Below are 24,457 nucleotides of genomic sequence, written 5' to 3' on the forward strand. Positions count from 1 at the left end.
GTACTAGGATCATAGATGAATAGACCTTGGAGAGGGCAGATGATCGACCGTCGAACCACCCTCAAGACCGGCATCGCCGGTCTGCTCGCGCTGACCGCCGGAGGCGCGAGCCTGCTCCCATCCGCGGGAGCCGAGCTGCCGGCGTCCACCGAGGCACCTGACGCCGCGGCGCTGCAGAAAGTCCTGGACGATCTGGCCGCTTCGGCGGCGTCGGCCGTGCTCGCCGAAGTACACGACTCCGGCCGGGTCTGGCGGGGCAGCAGCGGCGTCGCTGAACTCGGTACGACGAAGCCCGTCGCCGTCAACGGGCGGTTCCGGGCCGGCAGCATCACCAAGTCGTTCGTGGCGACCGTCGTACTGCAATTGGCCGGGGAGCGGCGGCTCGGGCTTGACGATCCGGTGACGCACTGGCTGCCCGGCGCCATGGATGACCGGATCACGTTGCACCAGCTGCTGCAGCACACCAGCGGCATCGTCAACTACACGAACACCCGTGCGTTCCGCACCCTCTACGGCTCGGTCGACAGTGTGATCGCCCTTCGCGACAGGACGTGGACCCCGCAGGAGTTGCTGGACTTCACCACCGGACAGCCGCTGCTGTTCGAGCCCGGCACCTCCTGGATGTACTCGAACACCAACTACGTCCTGCTCGCCTTGGTGATCCAGAAGGTGACCGGCAACCACTACGCCAAGGAGGTCGACCGCCGGATCCTCCGCAGGCTAGGGCCGCACGGGACCGAAATCCCAGGCCGCCGCTCGGTCATCTCCGGACCTCATGCACACGGCTACCTGCCGCGAGGGCAGGAGCCGGTAGACATCACCAGGTTCAACCCGTCGGTCAGCGGCGCATCGGGTGAGCTCGTGTCTACCGCGGCGGACCTCAACCGCTTCTACGGCGCTCTGCTCACTGGCCGCCTCCTCCGCCCAGAGCAGCAGACCCAGCTGCTGACGATCCGGACCACCGGCCGCGACTATGACTACGGTCTGGGCTTGGAGACCAGGGTTGTCAACGGCATCCGGCTGTGGGGCCATGACGGCGACATCTTCGGGTACCAGGCCGCCTCGTGGACCACTGCGGACGGCCAGCGGCAGCTGACTGTGTCGCTGAGCCCTTGGGGCGAGAGCGACCCCGAGCCCTACGTCGAGCAGCTACTCGCAACCGCCTTCCGTGCCAGCTGAGACACAGCCTCAGCACCACAGCAACATCGGCGGGGTGAAATGACGGCAGAGGTGCCGGACATCTACTGGGTATGACGCTGACACCGATCAAGGCCCCGCCGGGGCCGGTGAGTGAGGGAGTCGTGCACGACCCACCACGGGGCGGGCGCCGCGAGCGGTTCGAGGAACTGTTCGGCGCCCACCGGGAGGCTGTGCTCGGCTACCTCAGGCGCCGGACCGACAGCGGCCACGACGCAGCCGACCTGCTCGCGGACACCTTCCTGGTGGCGTGGCGACGGCTGGACGACATACCACCCGGCAACCAGACCAGACCGTGGCTGTACGGCGTAGCGCGCCGAACGCTGGCCAATCACCGCAGAGGCGAAGGACGCCGGCACGCACTGGCGACCAAACTGCGCCAGGAACTCACCGATCTGGACTCCATGGACAGGTCGTTGCCTGACGACACCCCGGCTGCCAGAGCGTTCCGGGCCCTGCCTGAGCAGGAACGTGAGCTGCTGTCCCTGGTGGCATGGGAAGAGCTCGACATCGCCCAGATCGCGATCACGCTGGGCATCTCGCAGAACGCCGTACGGATCAGGTTGCACCGCGCCCGGAAGCGGTTCGCCAAGTTGATCACCGCCCCCTTGGCCAACCGGTCGTTGGTCTCCTGGAAGGAAGACGCATCCCATGAAGACGCATGACATCGACGCCGCCGTCCGCGGCCTCAAGCCCGCCGACGACCACATCACCGACGCAGCCTGGTCCCAGGTGATGGAGAACGTGACCTTTGATCACGCGCCGGTTGTCAGCCTCCAGAAGCGACCGGCCCGGCCACGGCTGCTACTGGCCGCCGCGTGCAGCCTGCTCGTCGCCGGCGTGGTCGGCGCCGCTCTGGTGAACCAGCAGGGTCAGGACCAGCCGCAGGCGCTGTCCTTCACTGAGCAGGGCGACAAGCTGGTCGTCCGCGTGGTCGACCCGAACCTCGACCCGAAGCAGTACAACGCCGAGTTTAAGAAGATGGGCTTGGACATCACTGTCCAGGCGATCCCGGTCAGCCCGCCGTCGGTCGGCGACATCGTCAGCTTCACCGGCCGGAACCAGCACGACATGGACCAGCTGCACCGGCTGGAGCCGGGTGAGAAGTGCCCGGGGACGCTGAACGCCTCGGATCCCGGCTGCCAGGGCGGTCTCGAGCTGCCGAGGAACTACGACGGTACGACGGTGATCGACTTCGGCCGGGCGGCGAAGCCGGGCGAGATGTACCTGCACTCGTCGTCCTCGGCCACCGACAAGGGCGAGGCACTGGCCGGCCTGGCGATCAAGAACAAGACGGTCGCGCAAGTACTGCCGCTGATCGAGGCCCGCGGGGTCAAGGTCCAGTCCTATCGGCCTGAGGGGACGCCTCCGGGCAACTGGATCGTCCAGGACGCGACGCCGTACGCCCCTGGGGAAGTCATCCTCAACGTCGCCGCGAAGTAACGACCACGCAGCGCTCCCGTCGGCTCACTCCCGGCGGGAGCGCTTGCTCTTGCCCGACGCCCAGCGGTAGGCGACGAAGGTCCACACCACCGCCGGCACCCCGAAGATCGCGGCCGCGATCTCCCTGCCGAACACCAGAAAAACCAACCCGGTAAGGAAAAACGGCAAGGCCAGCCACACCGCACCAGCGAAGGCGGCCCACCGCCAGCGACCAGGCTTCCGCGGCGCGGGCTGGTAGAGCGAGGGCGCCGGCAAGCCGGCGAAGACAGGCTGTAGATGTGCATGCGTGACAGCGTCGTTCAGCAGATCCACCCGGCGGTGCAACTCGTCCTCATCGAGCCGCCCGACCGCGAACTGCTCGGCAAGCTCGTCGGTGCAGATCCGGCGCTCTTCATCGGTCAGCCGAATCCCAGCCAGCCGACGCCGCGCCGCCGCAACCCGAGCCTCCTGCCCAGCCGCAGCCGCAAGCCCCATCAGCTCACTCGCTTTGACCGGCCGCCGCTCCGCCATCCACTCACCCCACTCGTCCCTTTCGAGTGTGCCAGACGGACGGACAATCACCAGGGCCGCGGCTGACCCGGGCAGTGCGACTGCCCGGGTCCTCCAGGAGCTCAGCCGAGCGCGGCCGGGAGAGTCTGAGTCCAGGCCTCGCGCAGCTCGCTCAGCGGGATCTCGAACTGGTCCTGGACGTCGAGCGTGTCGCCCGCGATGACGCCGATCTTCGCGTGCGGGAAGCGGCGCGCGGTGCACATGTCGGTGAACCGGACCTCTTCAGTCCGCGGTACGGCGACAACCACGCGGCCGGCCGACTCCGCGAACAGGAACAGGAACGCGTCAAGCCCGTCCGGAGCCCAGACCCGGGCGCCGACACCACCGCGCAGCGCGGACTCGACCAGCGTCTGCGCGACACCGCCGTCGCTGACGTCGTGAGCGGCGTCGATCAGCCCGTCCCGGGACGCGTTGATCAGGATGTCCGCCAGCTGCTGCTCGGCGGCCAGGTCGACCGCCGGCGGGCGTCCGCCGAGGTGACCGTGGACCACGTGGGCCCACTCCGACCCGGACAGCTCCTCCTCGGTCTCACCGAGCAAGTAGAGCTGGTGCCCCTCCATCTCGGTCGTGAACCCGATCGGCGTACGACGAGTCACGTCGTCGATGACACCAAGTACGCCGACCACCGGAGTCGGCAGGATCGGCGTCTCACCGGTCTGGTTGTAGAACGACACGTTGCCGCCGGTGACCGGGATGCCCAGCTCGATGCACCCGTCGACCAGGCCGCGGATCGCCTCCGCGAACTGCCACATCACCGCCGGGTCCTCGGGCGAGCCGAAGTTCAGGCAGTCGGTCACCGCGGCCGGCCGGGCGCCGGTGGTCGCCACGTTCCGGTACGACTCGGCCAGCGCGAGCTTGGCGCCGGTGTACGGGTCCAGCTTGGCGAAGCGCCCGTTGCAGTCGGTCGACACCGCGACACCGAGGCCACTGGTCTCGTCGACGCGGATCATGCCGCTGTCCTCGGGCTGCGCGAGTACCGAATTGCCCAGCACGTAGCGGTCGTACTGATCCGTCACCCAGGACTTGTCGCAGAGGTTCGGCGAGGCGACCAGCTTCAGGAGGGTATCCCGCAGCTCCGACGAACTGGTTGCTCGCGGCAACTTCTCGGCTCCGTCCGCCTGAAGCTCGTCCTGCCAGGCCGGGCGCTCGTACGGGCGCTCGTACACAGGTCCCTCGTGGGCGACGGTCCGCGGCGGTACGTCGACCACGCGCTCGCCGTGCCAGTCGATCTGCAGCCGGCCGGTGTCGGTGACCTCGCCGATCACGTCCGCCTGCACGTCCCACTTCGCGCAGATCTTCAGGAAGGCCTCGACGTTCTCCGGAGTGACGACCGCCATCATCCGCTCCTGCGACTCGCTCATCAGGATCTCTTCCGGAGCGAGTGAGGCGTCCCGCAGCGGCACCTTGTCGAGCGATACGTACATCCCGCCCTCGCCAGCACTGGCCAGCTCGGAGGTCGCGCAGGAGAGCCCGGCGCCGCCGAGGTCCTGGATGCCCTCGACCACGTGCGCCTGGAACAGCTCGAGCGTGCACTCGATCAGCAGCTTCTCCATGAACGGGTCGCCGACCTGGACCGCCGGCCGCTTGGTCGGGCCGCCTTCGGCGAAGGTCTCGCTGGCCAGGACCGATACGCCGCCGATGCCGTCGCCACCGGTCTTCGCGCCGTACAGGATGATCTGGTTGCCGACGCCGGTAGCGTTCGCGAGGTGCAGGTCCTCGTGCCGCATCACGCCGACGCAGAGCGCGTTGACCAGGGGGTTGCCGGCGTACGTCGGGTCGAAGACGACCTCGCCGCCGATGTTGGGCAGGCCGAGGCTGTTGCCGTAGCCGCCGACGCCGGAGACGATGCCGGGCAGCACGCGCTTGGTGTCCGGCGCATCCAGCGGGCCGAACCGCAGCGGGTCCATCACCGCGACCGGCCGGGCGCCCATCGCGAGGATGTCGCGGACGATGCCGCCGACCCCGGTCGCCGCACCCTGGTAGGGCTCGACGTACGACGGGTGGTTGTGCGACTCGACCTTGAACGTGACCGCGTAGCCCTCGCCGATGTCGATTACGCCGGCGTTCTCACCGATACCGGCCAGCATCTTCCCGGCCGGCGTCTCCTGCGGGATCTCGCCGAACTTACGCAGGTGCACCTTGGACGACTTGTACGAGCAGTGCTCGCTCCACATCACCGAGTACATCGCCAGCTCGCAGCTGGTCGGCCGGCGGTCCAGGATGTCCCGGATCCGCTGGTACTCGTCCGGCTTCAGGCCGAGCTCGGCCCACGGCTGCTCGACGTCCGGCGTACTGGTCGCGTTGCTAACGGTGTCGGTCGACACTTCAGGACTCCTGCACTAGGTGGGACTCAGGTGAAACGGTAGCGGGCTGCTTGGAAGCCACCAGGTGGGCCACCAGCAGTGGTACGGCGAAACCGGCCATGATCGCGGGCAGTGCGACCCCGGCGTCGTTCAGCAACATGCCGACCAGGCCACAGGTCGACAGAGCGAGCAGAGTCGGCCGGACCATCGGCCGGCTCGTGTAGAAGGTCCTGTACTCCTGGAATGGCACCCGCTCGGGCAGCACAGTGGCAAGCATCGTCACCACCACAGCGACGAGCATCGCCCAGCCAGCGGGGCCAGTGAAGAACTGGACTGCCATCTGCAGCTTGCGGATCAGTACGTCGCTCACGTCGCCATCCAGCAGCCTGGCCACGAACGTGCCGAAGTGACTTCGCTCGTCCTCCGGCCGCAGGTAGTCAAGGAAGGCGACGCTCGAGACCGCCAGCACCCCTGCCGCGCCCACGCCGAGCAGTGCACGCCAGGAGATGCTGCCCCGCCAGGTCAGCCAGGCCATGAGCAGCACAGCCGGGGTCAGCGCGATGATGCCGCCGAAGTCCGTCCCCCACCCCGGCTTGCCGTCGACAATGATGGCTGCGCCGCCAACCGCGAGTACGGCGAGTGCAGCCTGCTTGCGGCTCTTGTCGATCAGCCTCTGCGCGGCCCACCCGGCTGTGACGAGTGCAGCGACGGCCAGAGTGGCGAAGGTGGAGTTGCCGAAGCCGTAGAACCGTCCGCCGATCACAGGACCGTCGGTGAACATGCTGCCGAACTGCAGCGGTGTCCCGAGTACGCCGTCCACCAGCAGGATGCCGTACGCCGCGGCGGCGATCCCGAGGTAGGCATAATGTTTCAAGACGACCTGAGCCACGCCCGCGAGCAATGCGCTGATGCCGAGAACCACGCAGTACAAGGAGAATCCCGGCGCCGGCCACCGCCACCACACGGTCGCCGTGGACAGGAAGACCGCGATGAAGAACCCGCCCTGCATCAGCAACGTGAAGACGAACGTACGACGGGATCGCGGGCTGCGGGTGATCACGAACCACGCCAGGGCGAGCAGCTCGGCGGCCAGGATGGTCATCGAGACCGCGATGAGCATGGGGCGCGGTTGCTCGAAGCGCTGGTTGGTGTCGAGCCGGTCCTGGATCACCGCGGCCGCATCGGTGTGCCGGTCGCCGGTGAAGTGGATCTCGTTGCCGTCCAGCGGACCGGCCTTCTTCTCGTCGCCGGCCGGATCAACCTCTGCCGGGGTTCGCTCCTTGAGGATCGTCGCGGTGACGTCGGTCAGCTGAATCAGGCCCGGTCGACGGGTGCTGTCGCTGGTCAGCCAGCGCGGACCGTTGTCCGGGGGGAGCTGCATCGCGACCAACGGCTCCTGATGCTCGTTGGCCATCGTCTGGCTGATACCGACGAGCAGCACCCAGCCGTCCGCTGCCCTGGCCTGGGCGACCAGGTCGGCAACCTTCTTGCGTGCCTCGGCTCGGCCTTCGCGTGGCGGCAGCGCACCGGCGTCGATGATCGCGTCGCCGCAGTCGTTGCTCGCGAGCCTGGCCTGGTCTAGCTCGGGTTGCCAGTTGGTCACTGAGCCGTCGGTGCGGGCCAGCGCGATCGCGGCGCCTGGGCCGAAGCCGCAGATCCGGTAGGCCGGGTTGGTCTGACCGAGGCGGCCGATGGGGGCGCCGGTGTGGTGGTCCGCCTGGCGGTCGACGTACGTCTGCCAGTCCTGGACCTGGCCATTCGTCACGGCGGGCAGGTCGCCACAGGGCTCGTCGGGGACGCTGCCCCAGGCCCGAGTGCCGGCGCTGATAGTGAGCCAGCCGTCGACCGGGCACGTGTGCGGGCCAGCCGTCTTCACGGTGATCGAGCCGATGTGCGACTGATTGACCAACGCTGTCAGCTCCGGCGAGGCCTTCACGTCGTTCCAGGTCAGGCCGGGCACACCGATCACCACGACCTTGGCGAACAGGCTGTTCGGCTGCGCGTTCGCCGTACTTGCGGATCCTGCGAGCAGGACGGCTGCGGTCAGAATGAGGGTGCGGGCGAGGAGACGCCGCACCCTGGACAGCTTCATCAGGAGGCGACGACGGCCTTCAGCACCGAGGTGAAGAAGCCCAGGCCGTCCGTGGTCGGGCCGGTGAGTGTCTCGACGCAGTGCTCCGGGTGCGGCATCAGGCCGACCACGTTGCCGCGCTCGTTGCTGATCCCGGCGATGTCGCGGTACGAGCCGTTCGGGTTCTCGCCCAGGTAGCGGGCGACGACCCGGCCCTCGCCCTCCAACCGGTCCAGCGTCGCCTCGTCGGCGACGTACGAACCGTCCTGGTTCTTCAGCACGATGGTGATCTCGTGATTGGCGTCGTAGTCGCTGGTCCAGGCGGTGCGGTTGTTCTCGATCCGCAGCGGCTGGTCCTTGCAGAGGAACTTGCGGTGATGGTTCTTGATCAGCGCGCCGGGGAGCAGATGCGACTCACACAGCACCTGGAAGCCGTTGCAGATACCGAGCACTGGCAGGCCCTCGCCGGCCTTCTTGATGATCGTCTCCATCACCGGAGCGAACCGGGAGATGGCACCGGCCCGGAGGTAGTCGCCGTACGAGAAGCCGCCCGGCAGGACGACCGCGTCCACACCGTGCAGGTCGGCGTCGGCGTGCCAGAGGGCGACCGGCTCGGCACCGGCGACGGCGGCCGCGCGGCGGGCGTCGGCGTCGTCCAGTGAGCCCGGGAAGGTGACGACCCCGATCTTCACTGGGCGTCCTCTACGTGCAGGGTGTAGTCCTCGATCACCGGGTTGGCCAGCAGCGTGTCGGCGGCCTTGCGGATCTCGGCGACCCGCTCCTCGGTCGCCTCGCCGTCCAGGGTGATCTCGAACCGCTTGCCCTGCCGCACGTCGGCCACGCCGTCGAAGCCGAGCCGGCCGAACGCGCCGTGCACCGCCTTGCCCTGCGGGTCGAGGATCTCGGGCTTGAGCATGACGTCGACGACAACGCGAGCCACTGACTACTCCAGGTCTCGTTCCGGGGTGACGCCCTGAATCCTACCGACCAGCGGGCAGAAGCCCCGCATCGGCCGCCATTCTGGACTACCCGCCACTGTGCGTAGTCGTGCCGCGGCTGCCGGGCAGGGCGTCGTACCGGCGTGGCTGTCAAGGGTGGGAGGGCGAGGGCCGGTGGGACCCTGGTTCCTCCCGGGAGTGGGGCTGGGTTGCGTGGCAACGCTGGTGGCGGCGCATAACCTCGGGGCTATGTGGGTGTGGCAGTTGGTGCTGGCGGTGGGCTTCGGGATCGGGTCCGCTGTCATACCGGTGATGAACGCGGAGGCGTACGTCCTCGTTGGCGGCGGCTCCGGTGCACTCGACCCGGTGGTCGCCGCGGTCGGCGTCTCGGTCGGGCAGACGATCGGCAAGGTCGCGATGTTCCTCGCCGTCCGGTACCGCCCGGGCTATGCCACCCGGAAGTCGAAGGAGCCCAAGCCGGTCGATCTCGGCACCCGCCGGGGCCGGTTCGTGCAGTGGAACCGCGACGTCAGCAAACGCCTCCTCGACGCGATGAGCGACCGCCGCTGGAGCATCCCGGTCACCCTCCTGAGCGCCTTCACCGGCATCCCACCACTCTACGGCGTAGCCCTCATCGGTGGCGCCTCCCGCATGGGGGTCTTGACCTTCACCCTCTCAGTCCTCACCGGCCGAACCGCCCGCTTCGTCCTCCTAGCCGCAGGCGTCAGCCTCTTCTAACCGCCGCCCGCCCCGCGCCATTTCAGAGGCCAACCCTCAAGCTTGTGGGTTGCGGACCCAAATTCTGGGTCCGCAACCCACCACCGAAGGGGTCGACCCCTGAAATGGGCGTGGTCAGCTGGTGAAGGTGCGGCCCTCCCCCAACCACCCGCCGCCGGAGGCGGCGGCCTTTCTTTTCAGGCGGTGAACTTCCTGCCGGTCAGTTGTTCGTAGGCGTTGATGTACGCCGACCTGGTCCGCTCGACTACCTCGTCGGAGAGTGGGGGTGGGGCCTCGCCGGAGTTGCGGTCCCAGCCGGACTCGAACTGGAGCCAGTCGCGGATGATCTGCTTGTCCAGCGACGGCTGTTGCTTCCCCGGCTCCCACTGGCCGGCCGGCCAGAAGCGGCTCGAGTCCGGCGTCAGTACCTCGTCGGCCAGCACGATCGTCCCGTCCGCGCGCGTCCCGAACTCGAACTTCGTGTCCGCCACGATGATCCCGCGCTCCGCCGCCATCGCGTGCGCCCGCGTGTAGATGTCCAGCGTGGTGTCCCTCAGCGCGGCCGCTGTCTCCGCGCCGACTGTTGCGACCACAGCGTCGTACGAGACGTTCTCGTCGTGCTCGCCGAGCTCGGCCTTGGTCGCGGGCGTGAAGATCGGCTCGTCCAGCCGGGAGCCCTCGACCAGCCCGGGCTTCAGCGGGATCCCGCACACACTGCCGGTCGCGTTGTAGTCGAGCAGGCCGGAGCCGCTCAGGTACCCGCGGGCAACGCACTCGACCGGCAACATCGCGAGCTTCTCGCAGATCACCGCGCGCCCGGCGACCTCGGCCGGTACGTCGGTGGACAGGATGTGGTTCGGCACGTCCAGCACCTCGAACCACCACAGGCTCATCGCGGTGAGCACCTTGCCCTTGTCCGGGATCGGCGTCTCCAGAACCCAGTCGAACGCACTCTGCCGGTCGCTGGCGACCATCAGCAGTTCGCCGGACCCCAGCTCGTACAGGTCCCGGACCTTGCCGGAGTGGATGTGCTTCGCACCAGGAATCTCAGCAGGAGTGGTCACGCCGCGATTCTTCCACCCCGCCCCGCCGCGCCGAACCCGGCCAAGGACCATGCGGACTTCCAGCACTCACCAAACCCCCAGGCGGGGCAATCTCGGCCCGCCGCTCAAGCGTGGGCTGCGAGTGCCGCACCTGGTTGGTGAGTGCCGCAGATCCGCAAGCTAGTGCCGCCGCAGCGACACCAACTTCCCGGCGAAGGCCAACAGCCCGTCCCGGACCGCACACACCACCGGGTTCGCCACCTGACCGAGCTGGCCGACGCTGCGGGATCGCTTGATCAGCTTGGTGGTCGCGGGCCGCCGCTCGGTGTCGTACGCCGCCAACGCCGTACCCAGCGAAGCATCGTCGGCCAGGTGTCTGGCCAGCGCGCCCGCGTCCTCGATGGCGGAGCAGGCGCCGCGGCCGAGGTTCGGCGTCATCGCGTGGGCGGCGTCGCCGAGGAGGACCACACGGCCGTTGTGGAAAGGCCTCAGCGGGAGCGCGAGGTCGTAGATGTCGTTCTGCAGCACGTCCGCCGTACCGGCGAGGATGGCCGGGATCGGCTCATGCCAACCGCCGAAGGCCTCGGCGTGGCTTCTTTGGCCGGCCGGCTGGTTCGCTGTGGCATACCAGTAGATCCGCCCGTCGATCAGCCGCGCGAATCCGAATCGTTGCCCACGGCCCCAAGTTTCGCCACCGCCGTCGTCGATCTCCACGTCGGCGATCCCCCGGTACGCCGTATAGCCGGAGTACTGCGGGCCCTGGTAATCCGGGTAGATCGCTTGACGGATGACACTGCGGATGCCGTCCGCCGCGACCACCAGGTCAGCCCGCAGCTCGTCGTTGATCGTGACCCCGGTGTCGTCCTGAGTGATCTCGGTGACGGTGTAACCGGTCCGGACCGTGATGGCCGGGCCGAACTGGTCCGTGATGAGGTCGTGCAACTGAGCCCGGTGGATCATCACCGGGATCTCGACGCCGAGGTCGGCCGCCTTGACCACCCAGCGACCGTTGGGCTTCCGCATCCCGGCCGGCTTGGACAGCGCGGCCGCCTTCTCGACGCCCTTCACCCCAAGCTCCTCCAGTACGGCGACCGCCGACGGCCAGACGGAGATCCCGGCACCCACCTCCCCCAGCTCAGGCGCCCGTTCCAGCACCGTGACCTGCCATCCGCACCGTTGCAGCGCGACGGCCGCCGTGACCCCTCCGATACCCGCACCCACCACGATCGCCGTTCTCATGAATCTGACTCTACATCTGTAGAGGGCGATTGAACAGTGCGAGACTGACCGGCGTGACGAAGCAGGTTCCGCTGGGTGCGGATCGCCGGGACGCCATTGCCGATGCCGCGATCCATCTCGTCGCGACGCGCGGGTTGCGTGGGCTGACCCATCGCGCGGTCGACGCGGAGGCCGGGCTGCCGCCGGGCTCGACGTCGTACTACCTGCGGACCCGAAGCGCACTGCTCACCGCGTGCGTGAACCGGATGCTGGCGCGCGACGTAAGCGCGACTGCGCAGCCCGGGCCTGGGCCGACCGGGTCGCCGGTCGAGTTGCTGAATCAGCTGGTGATCGGGCTGGCGCGGGATCGGCCGGACGATCTGATCGCGCGCTACGAGCTGTCGCTGGAAGCCAGCCGTCAGCCGGAGTTGCGGACCGCGATCAACGAGGGTGGACGGCAGTTGCGGGCGATGCTGGCGCAGCTGCTCGACGGGCTCGGCGTACCGAATGCCGAGGAGGCCGCGTGGCCGGCGGCCGCGATGATGGACGGGCTGCTCTACGACCGGGTCGCGGGGGCCGGGGCAACGCTCTCACCAGAAGCGTTCGACGCCGCCGTACGACGGTCGATCAAAGCACTGCTCGAGGGGCTCAAAGCCGGTCGGTGACGGTGATGAAGGTGAAGTAGCAGACACCGAGCACCATACCGACGTGGCCGAGGACGGACAGGCCGGCGCCGGAGCCCCAGGCGTCACCCTTCGCGTCCTCCGAATGTTTGCCGCCGCTCGGCAGCCAACGGGCCAGCAGCAACAATCCGACGATTGCCAACAGCCACCATCCGGCCAGGACCAGGAACGCGATCTCGCGACGACCGGTGACGAGGGCAACGATCCAGGACACCAACGTCAGTACGCCGACAGTGGTGTGGATCCGTAGCAGGCTGGCGGAGTAGCCGAACACACCGCTGGACCGGACGGTGCCGTCGACAACGGTACCTCCGAGCCGGACGCGCGTCAGCAGTACGACGACCGCGCCGAGGGCGGTCAGGAACCAGGTGACGTTCGACCATTCCACGGACCGATCCTTACCCCACCCACCCTCCCCCCGAACCGTTCCCCGCGTGTCGTCCATACGCCGAAAGCCCGGCCCCACGGCACCTCGCAGCACCGTGAAGCGGGGCCGCCACCGTCTGTAACCACCGGCAAATGTGGTCTACCCGACACCTGCGAGGCCGGCCAGATGGCTGTCAGCTCAGTGGGCATCCCCTCACCTGGAGGGTTGCCCACTGAGAATCCGAGGGGGCAACCCACCAGCTCAATGGGCAACCCCTCCGCTTAATGCGGCGGCTGTGGGTTGGTCCGGCGGGGCCGGGGGTTGCGCCCCGCGAACGTGGGTGGTCCGGTGCGGCCGGGGGTTGCGCCCCGCCGAACGTGAGTGGTCCGGTGCGGCCGGGGGTTGCGCCCGGCCGAACGTGGGTGCCGGCGGGTCAGGAGTGTCCGCTCTCGGCCCGCCGGGCTGCTGGGGGTGGTCAGCTGGTTTGGGTTTGGCCGTTGGAGCTCTGGGTGCCGGTGCCTGGCTGGGTGCCCGGCCCCTGGCCCGTCATGCCCTGGCCCTGCCCGGTGGTGCCCTGGCCCTGCAGTTGACCGGGGAAGGTGCTTTGGTTCTGGCCGGTGGTGCCTTGGTTCTGGCCGGTCGTGCCTTGGCCCTGGCCGGTGGTGCCTTGGCCCTGACCGAAGCCCTGGCCGGGGAACTGGCGGCCGCCACCGCCGCCGGGCCCACCGAACTGGTTCTGCTGAGTCCCGGTGCCGTCCCATGCGTGTCCAACCGCCGCACCGCCGAGGAACGCCAGCACCGCCAGCGCCGACCCAGCACCAGCCAACATCAGGTTGCTCGGCCGCCCCTTCCCCCCAGCAGCGCCCTGCCCAGCACCCGCCGGCTCACCGTAAGCACCGCCATACGCCCCCGGAGCACCCGCTGCCGGAGCAGCCCCCGGTACGGCGCCAGCCGCCGCAGCTCCTGGCACGCCGGCACCCTGCGCGGCTCCCGGTACGGCGGAGCCGACTGAGCCGGAGCCCGGTACAGCGACTCCCGGCGCAGCGGAGCCGCCCTGCGTGGCTGCCTGAGCCGCGCCGCCTGCCGTGCCGGCGGGAGCGTCCGTCGAGGCGGCCGGGGCACCGGCGGCCTCGGCACGAGCGGCGTGCCATCGGGCCTCGGCCTCAGTCATCTGCGCACTCGGCGCCACCTCAGCGGCTCCAGCGGCTCCGACTGCTCCAGCTCCGGCTGCTCCGGCTGCTCCGGCTCCTCCGGCTGCTCCGGCTGCTCCGGCTACCTCGGTGACTCCGGATGGTCCCGCCGTACCGGATCCGCCGCCTGCTCCGGAGTAGCCCGGGGCCGCATGGGTGCCGGGGAGGCCGGGGCCGGATAGGTGGGGGCCGGGTTGGTTCGTTGTGCGGTGGATGGGGCCTTCGGGGATCGGAGCGTTGGTGTTTTGTGTCATATCGCGTACTCCACTTTCCTTTGTCAGCTGGTCGTGCTGGTGGTGAGGTCGTAGACGGTGGTGTTGCCGACGGTGGTCGCCTTGAAGTTCTCCTGGACCCAGGTGGCGATCTCGCTCGAGGTGCCGCTGCGCCCCATGCCGCCGAACCCGCCGCCGCTACCGATGAAGTAGTGGATCTTGCCCTGGGCAACCAGTTCCTTGAACTCGGCCAGGGTCGGCGCCGGGTCGGTGCCGTTGAAGCCGCCGATCGCCATGATCGGTTCGCCGGAGGCGATCTGCAGTGGTGCGGCACCGTTCGCGGTGACCGCGGCGGCCGCCCAGGTGTAGCCCTTGGCGCCCTGTTGCAGCAGCGTGATCAGCTCACTCGAAACCCCGCTGATGCCGCCACCACCGAGGAACCCGCCGATCCCGCCACCCTGACCGTTCGTCCGCCCGGTCCCGGTCGTCCCATCGCCGGTCGTTCCATTGGTTCCAGTGCCAGTTCCGGTCCCAGTGCCGGTTCCAGGACCAGTGCCGGTTCCAGTTCCGGTCCCGTTCGCGCCAGGCATCCCCGTCGTACCGCCAGGAGGCGTGCCCATCCGGCCCATACCGCCGCCGCCAGGTCCGCCACCCATCCCGCCGGCGCCCGAAGGTCCAGCGGACGGGAGCGCACCAGCATGCGCGGAGTTGATCGTCGCCACCGAGTACGCCGCCGGTCCGGTCAGCGCACTCACCGCGAGCAGCACGCCGGCGAACACCTCGGCCCGCCGAGCCGCTGTCTTGTGCAGCTTCAGTTCCGGCAGCATCATCACCGCACCGAAGCCAAGTACGCCGGTCAGCAGCACGACCCACCGCAGCCACGGGTGCCAGGACGGCGTCTCGTTCAGCAGCGCGAAGCTCCAGCCCGCCGTCAGCAGAACACCGCCGGCAAGCGTTGCGCGCGGCAACCACTCCGAACGGCGCCGCCACAGGATCGACATCGCGCCACCGATCAGCGCCGCGATCGCGGGCGCCAGGGCGATCATGTAGTAGCTGTGGATGATGCCCTGCATGTAGCTGAAGGTCAGCCCGGTGACGCCGAGCCAGCCACCCCACAGTACGGCGAACGCCCGCGTCTTGTTGGTCCGCGGAGCCTTGCCAGCAGCAACAATCAGCACGATCGTCGCGATCAGTGCGGCCGGCAACAACCACGCGATCTGCGAAGCGAACTCACCGCTGAACAGCCGCTGCAGACCGGTCGCCCCACCCCAGCCGGGGTTGTTGCCACCGCCACCACCGCCGCCGACCGACCCGGTCTCGTTGCCGTTCAGCCGGCCAAGACCGTTGTAGCCGAGCGTCAGCTCGAGAATGCTGTTGTTCTGCGAACCACCAATGTACGGGCGTGCTGACGCCGGCAGCAGCTCCACGATCGCGACCCACCATCCGGCGCTCACGATCAGCGAAACCAACGCCAGCACACTGTGCAGCAGACGCTTCCCCAACGCAGGCTTGCCGGCGATCAGGTACGCCAGCCCGAAGGCCGGCAGGATCAGGAACGCCTGCAGCATCTTCGTCAGGAATCCAAACCCGACCAACGCCCCGGCCAACATCATCCACCGCGCCGCGTGCTTCGACGAGTCGATCGCCCGGGTCACCGCCCAAGCCCCGGCCGTGAGCAGCAGGATGAGCAGCGCGTCCGGGTTGTTGAACCGGAACATCAGTACGGCGACCGGCGTCAGCGCCAGCACAGCACCCGTGAGCAGGCCCGCATTCGCGGAGAACCACCGGCGTACCGAGACGTAGATGAAGCCAACACTCGCGACGCCCATCAGCGCCTCGGGAACCAGCATGCTCCAGGTGTTGAACCCGAAGAGCCGGCCGGACAGGCCCATCACCCACAACGAGGCGGGCGTCTTGTCCACGGTGATGAAACTCGACGCGTCGAACGACCCGAAGAACCAGGCCTTCCAGCTGGTCGAGCCCGCCTGGACAGCGGCCGCGTAGTACTCGTTCGCATAGCCGTTCTTGGACAGGCCCCACAGGTACGCGATCGCGGTCAGCACCAGCAGACCGCCGTACAGGGCCTTGTCCCGTCCGATGGTCAACGAGGTGCTGAGTGCCCGTGATCCGGCCCGGCGGGAGGACGATGCCTCGACGGGATCCGCCTCCACCGGATTGCTCAGCGTGGCCATATCAGTTGCTCCTCGAGTGCTCGAGAACCGCTGGGGGTTCGAGGGTGGGAATGGTGGGCTTGTCGTCGTCGAACACCCACGCCTGGAAGAAGCTGAACCGGACCACGGTCGCGGCCAGGTTCGCGATGGTCAGCACGGTGATCTCCACCGCCTGATGCGGCGACGAGGTTGCCGTGTGCAACAGCCACAGCGAGGACGCGGTCAGGCTCCAGCCGATGCCGAAAGTGACCAGCCCGCGCAGCTGATGCCGCCAGCGGTTCTCCACGCCCTGGACGCCGAAGGTGATCCGCCGGTTGAGGGCGGTGTTGCCGACCGCGGTGATCAGTAGCGAGAGCACGTTCGCCACCTGGGCCGGCATGCCCTGCCGCAGGACCAGATAGAGCAGCGCGTACGCCGTCGTACTCAGTACGCCGATCGCGCCGAACCGCAGCACCCGGGCGGCCAGCGCCGTCCGGGGGTCGAGGATTCGCGGCCGGCCGAAGGCCTGGCGGATCGGCTCGAGCGGGATGGCGCCGCGGCCGAGGTTCTTCATCAGCCGGGCGATGCCGCGCAGGTCCTCGTCGATCGTCTTGGCGATCTTGACCCGCGAGTCGAGGTCGTCGACCCAGTCGACCGGCACCTCGTGCACCCGCAGCCCGGCCTTCTCGGCCAGCACCAGCAGCTCGGTGTCGAAGAACCAGCTGTTGTCCTCGATCAGCGGCAGCAGCTGCCGGGCCACGTCGGCGCGGATCGCCTTGAACCCGCACTGGGCGTCGGAGAAGTGCGCGCTCAAGGTTGCCCGCAGCAACAGGTTGTAGCCGCGCGAGATGAACTCCCGCTTCGGCCGCCGGACCACCCGCGACCCGTTGGACAACCGGGTGCCGATGGCAACGTCACTGTGGCCGGCGAACAGCGGCGCCACCAGCGGCAGCAACGCGTTCAGGTTGGTGGACAGGTCGACGTCCATGTAGGCGAGCACGTCGGCGGTGCTCTCGGACCAGACCTTCTTCAGTGCGCGGCCGCGGCCGGACTGCTCGAGCCGGACGATCCGGACCCCGGGCAGCTCGGCCGACAGCAGCGCGCCGATCTCATAGGTGGCATCGGTGCTTCCGTTGTCGGCGATGCAGACCTCGGCCGGGAACGGGAAGGCGGTGTCGAGGAACTCACGCAGCCGCCGAATGTTCGGTCCGAGGTCGTTTTCCTCGTTCTTGACGGGTACGACGATCTCGACCCGAGGGTGACCTGAAATCTGCATGCCACCGATGCTGTCGGGTCAACCTGAGTCATCCCCTGCGCACACCTGGCAGTTTCCTGGCAAACCGGTCAGCTGGTACGGCGCAACCAGACCAGACCCAGCACTGGCAACACCAGCGGAACGAAGCCGTAACCCTGACCGAAATGTGACCACACGGTCGCGTCCGGAAAGTCGTCCGGAGCGGCATAGCTGAAGGCACCGATACCGACCACACCGATCAGCTCCACCACGATCGCGACGGCCGCGACCCGGCGGGAGATTTTCGTTGCCTTGGCCAAGGCAAAGGTCGCCGCACAATAGATGACCGCGGCAACGGCCGACAGCACGTAGGCGATCGGGGCTTCGTCGAACTTGGTGGCGATCTGGACGCCGGCGCGTGATGTCGCGGCCAGTGCGAAAACGCCGTACACCAGGATGAGGATCCGGCCTGGCCCGTGCCTGGTCGCCTCGGGATCGGTCATGTCAGGCGGTCCAGATTTCGTACATGCGCAGCTCGAGCACCGGGATCACCAGGCAGGCGACCGCCAGCGCACCGGCACCCCAGCGGCTCTTTTCGGCGAGTGCCCACAGCACACCCAGCGGCAGGATCAGCAGCGAGCCGATCAAGTACCCGACGAAGAACGGGCCGGAGACATCCCGGCTGGTCTCGGCCAGCTGGGCGATGCCGATCACCACCTGCGTCAGCAATCCGGCTTCGACCATGGCGAGGATGCCAAGCAAGGTCCAGTTGATCCGCTGATCGCGTACGGCCAGCACAATGGCGAACACCATCGCGATCAGCGAGAGCGCGACCAGCGTCCAGGTGAGCGGTTCGAACACGCCCTAGAGAATGTCACCCCACCTCGGCCCCGCCTGCGACTGGGTCCAGCTCCCGGGGCCGCTGAGGTCAGAGGATGTCGCCTGGGGTGTAGGCGGCGGCCTCCGGGTAGCGCTTGGCGAGGTCGTCGATCTTGGCGACGACGGTTTCGACCTGGGCGACGGCCGCGCCGGTGAAGGACAGCGGCTCGCCGACGATGCCGACGATCTGCTCCTCAGTGAGGCCCAGCCGGCCGTCCTCGCCGAGGCGACGGAACAGGTCGTTCGCCGCCGATCCCTTGCGCAGGTCGAGCGCCATCGCGACCGCATGCTCCTTGATCACCTCGTGCGCGGTCTCCCGGCCGACGCCGTTCTTCACCGCGGCCATCAGCACCTTGGTCGTGGTCAGGAACGGCAGGTACCGCTCGAGCTCCCGGCTGACCACCGCCGGGTAGACCCCGAACTCGTCCAGCACGGTGAGGAACGTCTCGAACAACCCGTCCAGCGCGAAGAACGCGTCCGGCAGCGCGACCCGCCGTACGACGGAACAGAAGACGTCACCCTCGTTCCACTGATTGCCGGCCAGCTCACCCGCCATCGAGGCGTAGCCGCGCAGGATGACGGCGAGGCCGTTCACCCGCTCGCAGGACCGGGTGTTCATCTTGTGCGGCATCGCCGAGGACCCGACCTGGCCCTCCTTGAAGCCCTCTGTGACGAGCTCGTGCCCGGCCATCAGCCGGATCGTGGTCGCCAGACTGGACGGCGCCGCCGCCAGCTGGACCAGCGCCGACACCACGTCGTAGTCGAGCGAGCGCGGGTACACCTGGCCGACGCTGGTCAGCGTGTGGCCGAAGCCCAGGTGCTTGGCGATGTCGTCCTCGAGCTTCTCCAACTTCGCCGGGTCTCCCCCGAACAGGTCCAGCATGTCCTGCGACGTACCGACCGGGCCCTTGATGCCACGCAGCGGATACCGCTCGATCAGCTCTTCGATCCGGGCGATCGCGACCAGCAGCTCGTCCGCGGCCGAGGCGAACCGCTTGCCCAGCGTGGTCGCCTGCGCGGCGACGTTGTGCGAGCGGCCGGTCAGCACCAGCGCAGCGTGCTCGGCCGCCTTCTGCCCAAGCTGTACGGCGGTCGCCACGGCCCGGTCACGCACCAGCTCCAGGCCGGCCCGGATCTGCAGCTGCTCGACGTTCTCGGTCAGGTCCCGGCTGGTCATGCCCTTGTGGATGTGCTCGTGCCCGGCGAGGGCGCTGAACTCCTCGATCCGCGCCTTCACGTCGTGCCGGGTGACCCGCTCGCGGGCCGCGATCGACTCCAGGTCGACCTGGTCGATCACCCGCTCGTAGTCCTCGATCACCCCGTCCGGTACGTCGACCCCGAGCTCCTTCTGAGCCGTGAGAACCGCCAGCCAGAGCCGCCGCTCGAGCACGATCTTGTGCTCCGGCGACCACAGTTGCGCCATCGACAGACTGGCGTAACGGGAGGCGAGAACGTTGGGAATCCGGGGCTTGTTCGAGCTGGGCACGTACCCCATTCTCCCAGAGGCTCACCGCGTGATCGTGAGCGGTGCGCAGATCTGGACGGCGGCGTTCGCCGTACAGAGCCGGTACACGCCTTCCTGCACGGTCTCCGGCAGCACGAGGCGATCCGGCCCGGCGTCTTCGATCCCGAGGTCGTCCCAGCCCAAGCCTTCGTCGCCGGGCGTGAACCACGTCGGTACGCCCGGCCCGGCGCCGCGGTTGGAGATCAGGTAGTTGAGGACCTTCCCAGGTCCTTTTCCAGCTGATAGGCGATGCCCCGAGGTGTCGCGCCGGAGAAGGTCACCGTGAGCGGCTCGTTGGGACGGGCGGCAGCGGGCGCAACAGCCATCTCGACCGGGGCCGGCGGCTGAGTGACGGGTTCGCTCTCGCGATCCCGAGGGTGTCTGCGACCTCCGCGACACTCAGATCACAGACGTAGTGGAGGACGACGGTCTGGCGCGTCGGCAGCGGCAGCTCGGCCAGGGCCTGCTGCAGGTCACCCGCATACGCATCTGCCGGGTCTGGCACGTGCTCACGCGGCAGCCGGTGGAACAACCGGGTCAAGCGGCTGGTGTTGCGGTGCCGGTTGGCAGCCAGTCGTACGGCGACCAGTCGCACTCAGGCCTCCGGCGCGTCGTACCGCGAGACCTTCGCCCAGCGCGGCACCAGCCGGACGAACGCCTCCTGCACGATGTCCTCGGCCTCGGCGCGCGAGCCGGTCAGCAACGAGATCACTCCGACCAGCCGCGGCTGCTGCGCGGAGTAGAACTCCCGCAGCCCTTCGACCTCCGCCGTCCTCATACCCGCCTACACCCCCGAACCGGTCGCCCGGTTCCGCTGAAGCGCCGGTCAGAGGGTGATTTCGCCCCGGGCAGCCTTCAACGCGATGTCGGTGCGGTGCTGGGAGCCCTTGATCCGGATCTGGCCGACGGCGGCGTACGCGCGTTGCCGTGCCTCGTCGAGGTCCTTGCCAGTGGCGCTGACCGCGAGCACTCGGCCTCCTGCCGTGACCAGGTCGTCGCCGTCGAGCGCCGTACCGGCGTGGAAGACGCGGACGTCGTTCACCTCGGCCTGCTCGATGCCGGCGATCACGTCACCCTTGCGGGGGCTGGCCGGGTACTTCTTGGCCGCGACGACGACTGCCACCGAGGCGGCGCTCTTCCAGCTCAGTGGCTCGTGGTCGGCCAGCTTGCCGGTCGCGGCGGCGTACAGGAGTCCACCGAGCGGAGTCTTCAGGAGCGGCAGCAGGGCCTGCGTCTCCGGGTCGCCGAACCGGCAGTTGAACTCGATCACGCGGACGCCACGCGAGGTCAGCGCGAGACCCGCGTACAGCAGCCCGCTGAACGGCGTACCGCGGTGGCGCAGCTCGTCGATGGTCGGCTGGAGCACCTTCTCGGTGATCTCCTCGACCAGTTTTTCCGGTGCCCAAGGCAACGGTGTGTACGCGCCCATGCCGCCGGTGTTCGGCCCTTCGTCGTTGTCCGCAAGGCGTTTGAAGTCCTGCGCCGGCTGCATCGGCAGCACCGTCGTACCGTCGGTGATCGCGAACAGCGACACCTCCGGGCCGTCCAGGTACTCCTCGATCAGCACCTGCTCACACCCGGCCGCGTGCTCGAGCGCCTCGTCCCGATCCGAGGTGACGACGACACCCTTGCCCGCGGCGAGCGCGTCGTCCTTCACCACGTACGGCGGCCCGAACGCGTCGATAGCCTCTGCCGCCTGCTCGGGCGTCGTACACACGTAGGCCCGGCCGGTCGGCACGCTCGCGGTCGCCATCACGTCCTTGGCGAACGCCTTCGAGCCCTCGATCTGGGCCGCGTCCTTGGACGGGCCGAAGACGGCGATCCCGGCCTCGCGCAGCGGATCGGCCAGCCCGGCCACCAGCGGCGCCTCCGGCCCGACGACGACCAGATCGGCCCCGAACTCGACGGCCAGCGCGACGACCGCGTCGTGGTCGGCGATGTCCACCGACCGGCAAACGATCGTTTGACCATCATGCGCGGGCCGCATTACGGCGATACCGGGGTTCCCCGGCGCCGCAACGATCTCCTCGACCTCAGGATCCTGAGCCAGCGCCCAGACCAGTGCGTGCTCGCGGCCGCCAGAGCCGATCACCAAAACCTTCACGGGCCATCAGCCTAGTGCACGAATCGTGCTGTCGATCCGGGCGGATGCTGTTCGTGTAGGGGGTGAGAGGAAAGGAGTCTGCTGATGACTGAGATTCTGCTCGAAGGACTCGTGATCGGGGAGTCGGCGCGCTGGCATGACGGGCGGCTGTGGTGCTCGAACTGGGGGGCGCAGGAGGTGCTGGCCGTGGATGCATCCGGCAAGCGCGAGGTGATGGCTCGCGTGTCGACCACTCTGCCGTTCTCGATCGACTGGCTGCCGTCAGGACAGTTGCTGGTGGTTTCGGGGCCGGAGGGGCTGCTGTTGCGCCAGGAGGGTTCTGGTGAGCTGGCCGAGTACGCCGACCTGTCGTCGTACGGCGGTCTGAACGAGATCGTGGTCGACGGTCGCGGCAACATCTACGTCAACGGCGGCTGCGACTTCCAGCCGGCTGAGGGCGAGCGGCCGGGGTTTGTGCTGCTGGTGACGCCCGATGGTTCAGTACGGCGGGTGGCCGACGAACTGGCCTTCCCGAACGGCATGGTGATCACGCCGGACAACAGGACCCTGATCGTCGCCGAGTCTTTCGCCTTCCAGCTAACGGCGTACGACATCGCCGATGACGGCACCCTGGCCAACCGACGGGTCTGGGCACCACACACCGGCGACGGCATGTGTATGGACGCCGACGGGGCGATCTGGACGCCAGGGTGGACTCCAGATGGCCGGTCCGCCTGCCTCCGCATGGCCGAGGGCGGCGAGATCCTCGACACCATCCCGCTTGAGCATGCAGGCTTCGCGTGCACCGTTGGCGACGGCACCCTCTACATGCTCACCGCCGACTGGCACATGGAGGAGCCCTTCGACGCCAACCTCGACCGCCTTCTGTCGAGTGCGACCGGCCGCATCCTCACTGCTCCTGCGCCGGCTCCGAAGGCCGGCCGGCCCTAGTAGTGCCAGTAGTAGCGGCCGTCTGCGTTCCAGGTGAGGGGGACAGTGGTGCGGTTGGTGAAGGCCATGCCCAGGCCGCGGGCGATCTCGAGGGTGCGGGAGAGCTGGAGGGAGTAGGGGTGCTGGTTGTCGTCCCACCACTGCTCGAACTGGGTGATGCAGGTTTGGCCGGTGTAGTACGGGTTGGAGCAGGGGTGCGGCGGGAGCCACTTCTGCAGGTGGCGGAACTTGACCGTGGTCGAGCCGTTCGGGGGCTTGATAGTGCCGGTGGCGTCGAGGCAGTAGCCGGTGGTGGGGATGTTCCACTTCACGTAGTGCTGACGGCCGCCGGCTGAGGGTAGGTCGGTCATGTTGGCGCAGGAGGCGTCGCCGATCTTCTCCGACGTGACCCGCTGGACCTGCGTGAGCGGGCGACCGGCGCCGTCGTTGTACCCATCGAGCAGGATCCAGTCACCGTCGTGGATGAAGTGCTCGGCGGATTTTGGCGGCCACGCGGCCGGGTCGCCCCAGGAGATGTCCGACTCCGTGGCGCTCAGCGGTGTCCACGCCCACTGGCCGGCGGCGGACTGCCCCGCCCAGTACTGCCCGGCCGACTTCTCGAACATGAGGGAATACTGGCCGTAGTTCTCGGTCGCGGCCGACGCGCTCGTCGAAGCCAGGGTCGGTACGGCGACAAGGGCGGCGAGCAGCAGTGCCAGCTTCTTCTTCCGCATGAAGGGCGAGATTAATGCCGACCGGGTGCAGGTTGAGTTCCTGTTCCGGTACGCCGGACCGGTCTAGGCTCACAAACACGAGCCCGGAATCGGGCCCAACGCAGGAGGTCAGTCATGCCGGATGCCGTCACCCACACCATCGATGTCCCCGGAGCGACACTGACGTACGACGTACGCGGTGAGCTCGCCGAGCTCGACCAACCTGTGCTGATGCTGTTCGGTTCACCGATGGGCGCGAGCGGATTCCCAACCCTGGCGTCGTACTTCACCGATCGCACGGTCGTCACGTACGACCCACGAGGCGTCGATCGGAGCGTCCGCACCGACGGCGCCGGCGACGTGTCGCCGGACCTGCACGCGGCAGACCTGGCCAGTCTGATCGAGACACTCGACGTGGGACCGGTCGACCTCTTCGCGACGAGCGGAGGCGCGGTCAACGCACTGGCGCTGACCGCCAAACGACCAGACCTGATCCACACCCTGGTCGCCCACGAACCACCACTGGCCTCGATCCTGCCTGACAGCGAGGCTGCGCTGGCGGCGTGCGCGGACATCTGCGAGACCTACCAGCGCGACGGTCTGGGCGCGGGGATGGCCAAATTCATCGCGTTGGTGGGGTTCGAGGGCGAGATCCCAGCCGACTACAGCAAGCAGCCGGCCCCGGACCCGGCGATGTTCGGCCTGCCGACCGAAGACGACGGTTCCCGCAACGATCCTCTGCTCGCCCAGACCGTTCGCCCGGTCACGTCGTACCAACCCGACTTCGACGCCCTCGACAAGGCCAAAGACCGCATCATCATGGCCGTCGGCGAGGAGTCCTCCCAGCAACTAGCCGGCCGCGGCAGCGCAGCAGTCGCCACGCGTTTGGGTCTCGCCCCGGTCACCTTCCCCTCCAACCACGGCGGCTTCCTCGGCGACGAGTACGGCATGCCAGGCAAACCAGAAGAATTCGCCACCAAACTCCGCGAGGTCCTCACCGACTGACCAACCCCAAGGCACCGAGCCCAGTGCT

The 24,457-nt window shown here is 68.4% G+C and carries 26 protein-coding genes; 7 read left to right on the forward strand and 19 right to left on the reverse strand.

The genetic code is table 11. The features are described 5' to 3' along the window. Nucleotides 1-39: 39 nt before the first annotated feature. The 3 genes from EV646_RS33980 to EV646_RS33990 all read left to right on the forward strand — a co-directional run bounded on the left by EV646_RS33980 (nucleotide 40) and on the right by EV646_RS33990 (nucleotide 2,640). Nucleotides 40-1,179, forward strand: coding sequence for a serine hydrolase domain-containing protein (locus EV646_RS33980; protein WP_158291099.1), 1,140 nt, complete (start codon nucleotides 40-42; stop codon nucleotides 1,177-1,179). Nucleotides 1,180-1,250: 71 nt separating this feature from the next. Continuing rightward, complete coding sequence (locus tag EV646_RS33985) at nucleotides 1,251-1,862, forward strand: RNA polymerase sigma factor (RefSeq protein WP_241996503.1); 612 nt, start codon at nucleotides 1,251-1,253, stop codon at nucleotides 1,860-1,862. After that, nucleotides 1,849-2,640, forward strand: coding sequence for a hypothetical protein (locus EV646_RS33990; RefSeq protein ID WP_132156025.1), 792 nt, complete (start codon nucleotides 1,849-1,851; stop codon nucleotides 2,638-2,640). Before EV646_RS33985 ends, EV646_RS33990 begins: the two co-directional genes overlap by 14 nt. 24 nt (nucleotides 2,641-2,664) lie before the next feature. Here the strand turns inward: EV646_RS33990 and EV646_RS33995 are convergent, their stop codons facing one another. The 5 genes from EV646_RS33995 to purS all read right to left on the reverse strand — a co-directional run bounded on the left by EV646_RS33995 (nucleotide 2,665) and on the right by purS (nucleotide 8,503). Beyond that, a complete protein-coding gene (locus tag EV646_RS33995; RefSeq protein ID WP_132156027.1) occupies nucleotides 2,665-3,150 on the reverse strand; it encodes a DUF1707 SHOCT-like domain-containing protein in 486 nt (161 codons plus the stop codon). A gap of 101 nt (nucleotides 3,151-3,251) precedes the next feature. Beyond that, entirely contained in the window at nucleotides 3,252-5,513 is a 2,262-nt protein-coding gene (gene purL / locus EV646_RS34000; RefSeq protein WP_132156038.1) for a phosphoribosylformylglycinamidine synthase subunit PurL, read from the reverse strand. Between the two features lies 1 nt (nucleotide 5,514). Beyond that, nucleotides 5,515-7,569 (reverse strand): hypothetical protein, encoded by a 2,055-nt coding sequence (locus tag EV646_RS34005; RefSeq protein WP_241996504.1) that lies wholly within the window; start codon nucleotides 7,567-7,569, stop codon nucleotides 5,515-5,517. A gap of 14 nt (nucleotides 7,570-7,583) precedes the next feature. Further along, on the reverse strand, nucleotides 7,584-8,255 hold the full coding sequence (gene purQ / locus EV646_RS34010) for a phosphoribosylformylglycinamidine synthase subunit PurQ (RefSeq protein ID WP_132156042.1): 672 nt from the start codon (nucleotides 8,253-8,255) through the stop codon (nucleotides 7,584-7,586). Further along, a complete protein-coding gene (gene purS / locus EV646_RS34015; protein ID WP_132156044.1) occupies nucleotides 8,252-8,503 on the reverse strand; it encodes a phosphoribosylformylglycinamidine synthase subunit PurS in 252 nt (83 codons plus the stop codon). Before purS ends, purQ begins: the two co-directional genes overlap by 4 nt. A gap of 247 nt (nucleotides 8,504-8,750) precedes the next feature. Here purS and EV646_RS34020 point away from each other — a divergent pair, with 247 nt between their 5' ends. Continuing rightward, a complete protein-coding gene (locus EV646_RS34020; RefSeq protein ID WP_132156046.1) occupies nucleotides 8,751-9,239 on the forward strand; it encodes a hypothetical protein in 489 nt (162 codons plus the stop codon). A 176-nt stretch (nucleotides 9,240-9,415) separates the two neighbouring features. On the opposite strand, the gene EV646_RS34025 is transcribed toward EV646_RS34020, so the two are convergent. Both EV646_RS34025 and EV646_RS34030 read right to left on the reverse strand, forming a co-directional pair. Continuing rightward, nucleotides 9,416-10,282, reverse strand: a complete 867-nt coding sequence (locus EV646_RS34025) for a phosphoribosylaminoimidazolesuccinocarboxamide synthase (protein WP_241996505.1) — start codon at nucleotides 10,280-10,282, stop codon at nucleotides 9,416-9,418. A 159-nt stretch (nucleotides 10,283-10,441) separates the two neighbouring features. After that, on the reverse strand, nucleotides 10,442-11,500 hold the full coding sequence (locus EV646_RS34030) for an FAD-dependent monooxygenase (RefSeq protein ID WP_132156048.1): 1,059 nt from the start codon (nucleotides 11,498-11,500) through the stop codon (nucleotides 10,442-10,444). A gap of 53 nt (nucleotides 11,501-11,553) precedes the next feature. On the opposite strand from EV646_RS34030, the gene EV646_RS34035 reads away from it, so the two are divergent. Then, a complete protein-coding gene (locus EV646_RS34035; protein WP_132156050.1) occupies nucleotides 11,554-12,144 on the forward strand; it encodes a TetR/AcrR family transcriptional regulator in 591 nt (196 codons plus the stop codon). Here EV646_RS34035 and EV646_RS34040 read toward each other — a convergent pair. From EV646_RS34040 to purD, 11 genes are all read right to left on the reverse strand, one after another. After that, nucleotides 12,128-12,550 (reverse strand): hypothetical protein, encoded by a 423-nt coding sequence (locus EV646_RS34040; RefSeq protein WP_132156052.1) that lies wholly within the window; start codon nucleotides 12,548-12,550, stop codon nucleotides 12,128-12,130. The genes EV646_RS34035 and EV646_RS34040 overlap by 17 nt on opposite strands. A 454-nt stretch (nucleotides 12,551-13,004) precedes the next feature. Further along, nucleotides 13,005-13,700 carry a hypothetical protein gene (locus EV646_RS39115; protein ID WP_158291100.1) on the reverse strand — a complete coding sequence of 232 codons (696 nt, stop codon included), beginning with the start codon at nucleotides 13,698-13,700 and terminating at the stop codon, nucleotides 13,005-13,007. A 296-nt stretch (nucleotides 13,701-13,996) separates the two neighbouring features. Then, nucleotides 13,997-16,123, reverse strand: coding sequence for an ArnT family glycosyltransferase (locus EV646_RS34055; RefSeq protein ID WP_132156058.1), 2,127 nt, complete (start codon nucleotides 16,121-16,123; stop codon nucleotides 13,997-13,999). Nucleotide 16,124: 1 nt separating this feature from the next. Beyond that, nucleotides 16,125-17,357, reverse strand: coding sequence for a bifunctional glycosyltransferase family 2/GtrA family protein (locus EV646_RS34060; RefSeq protein ID WP_132156060.1), 1,233 nt, complete (start codon nucleotides 17,355-17,357; stop codon nucleotides 16,125-16,127). A gap of 68 nt (nucleotides 17,358-17,425) precedes the next feature. Next, nucleotides 17,426-17,818: a hypothetical protein gene (locus EV646_RS34065; RefSeq protein ID WP_132156062.1), complete on the reverse strand. Its 393-nt coding sequence runs from the start codon at nucleotides 17,816-17,818 to the stop codon at nucleotides 17,426-17,428. Nucleotide 17,819: 1 nt separating this feature from the next. Beyond that, on the reverse strand, nucleotides 17,820-18,176 hold the full coding sequence (locus EV646_RS34070) for a hypothetical protein (RefSeq protein WP_132156064.1): 357 nt from the start codon (nucleotides 18,174-18,176) through the stop codon (nucleotides 17,820-17,822). A gap of 67 nt (nucleotides 18,177-18,243) precedes the next feature. After that, the gene (gene purB, locus EV646_RS34075; protein ID WP_132156066.1) at nucleotides 18,244-19,689 is read right to left on the reverse strand and encodes an adenylosuccinate lyase; all 1,446 of its coding nucleotides are present in this window, start codon (nucleotides 19,687-19,689) and stop codon (nucleotides 18,244-18,246) included. A gap of 12 nt (nucleotides 19,690-19,701) precedes the next feature. Then, a complete protein-coding gene (locus tag EV646_RS39120; protein ID WP_158291101.1) occupies nucleotides 19,702-19,842 on the reverse strand; it encodes a hypothetical protein in 141 nt (46 codons plus the stop codon). Between the two features lie 133 nt (nucleotides 19,843-19,975). After that, a complete protein-coding gene (locus EV646_RS34080) occupies nucleotides 19,976-20,293 on the reverse strand; it encodes a sigma factor-like helix-turn-helix DNA-binding protein (RefSeq protein ID WP_132156068.1) in 318 nt (105 codons plus the stop codon). After that, nucleotides 20,294-20,476: a sigma factor gene (locus EV646_RS34085; RefSeq protein ID WP_132156070.1), complete on the reverse strand. Its 183-nt coding sequence runs from the start codon at nucleotides 20,474-20,476 to the stop codon at nucleotides 20,294-20,296. It abuts the gene before it with no gap. 48 nt (nucleotides 20,477-20,524) lie between these two features. Beyond that, a complete protein-coding gene (purD, locus tag EV646_RS34090) occupies nucleotides 20,525-21,802 on the reverse strand; it encodes a phosphoribosylamine--glycine ligase (protein ID WP_132156072.1) in 1,278 nt (425 codons plus the stop codon). 84 nt (nucleotides 21,803-21,886) lie between these two features. On the opposite strand from purD, the gene EV646_RS34095 reads away from it, so the two are divergent. Then, nucleotides 21,887-22,732 carry an SMP-30/gluconolactonase/LRE family protein gene (locus tag EV646_RS34095; RefSeq protein WP_132156074.1) on the forward strand — a complete coding sequence of 282 codons (846 nt, stop codon included), beginning with the start codon at nucleotides 21,887-21,889 and terminating at the stop codon, nucleotides 22,730-22,732. On the opposite strand, the gene EV646_RS34100 is transcribed toward EV646_RS34095, so the two are convergent. Further along, entirely contained in the window at nucleotides 22,729-23,445 is a 717-nt protein-coding gene (locus tag EV646_RS34100; protein ID WP_132156076.1) for a hypothetical protein, read from the reverse strand. The genes EV646_RS34095 and EV646_RS34100 overlap by 4 nt on opposite strands. Before the next feature lie 114 nt (nucleotides 23,446-23,559). On the opposite strand from EV646_RS34100, the gene EV646_RS34105 reads away from it, so the two are divergent. After that, nucleotides 23,560-24,429 carry an alpha/beta fold hydrolase gene (locus EV646_RS34105; RefSeq protein WP_132156078.1) on the forward strand — a complete coding sequence of 290 codons (870 nt, stop codon included), beginning with the start codon at nucleotides 23,560-23,562 and terminating at the stop codon, nucleotides 24,427-24,429. The last annotated feature ends 28 nt before the right edge of the window (nucleotides 24,430-24,457 follow it).

The sequence above is a fragment of the Kribbella antiqua genome, assembly GCF_004345665.1.
GTDB lineage: Bacteria > Actinomycetota > Actinomycetes > Propionibacteriales > Kribbellaceae > Kribbella > Kribbella antiqua.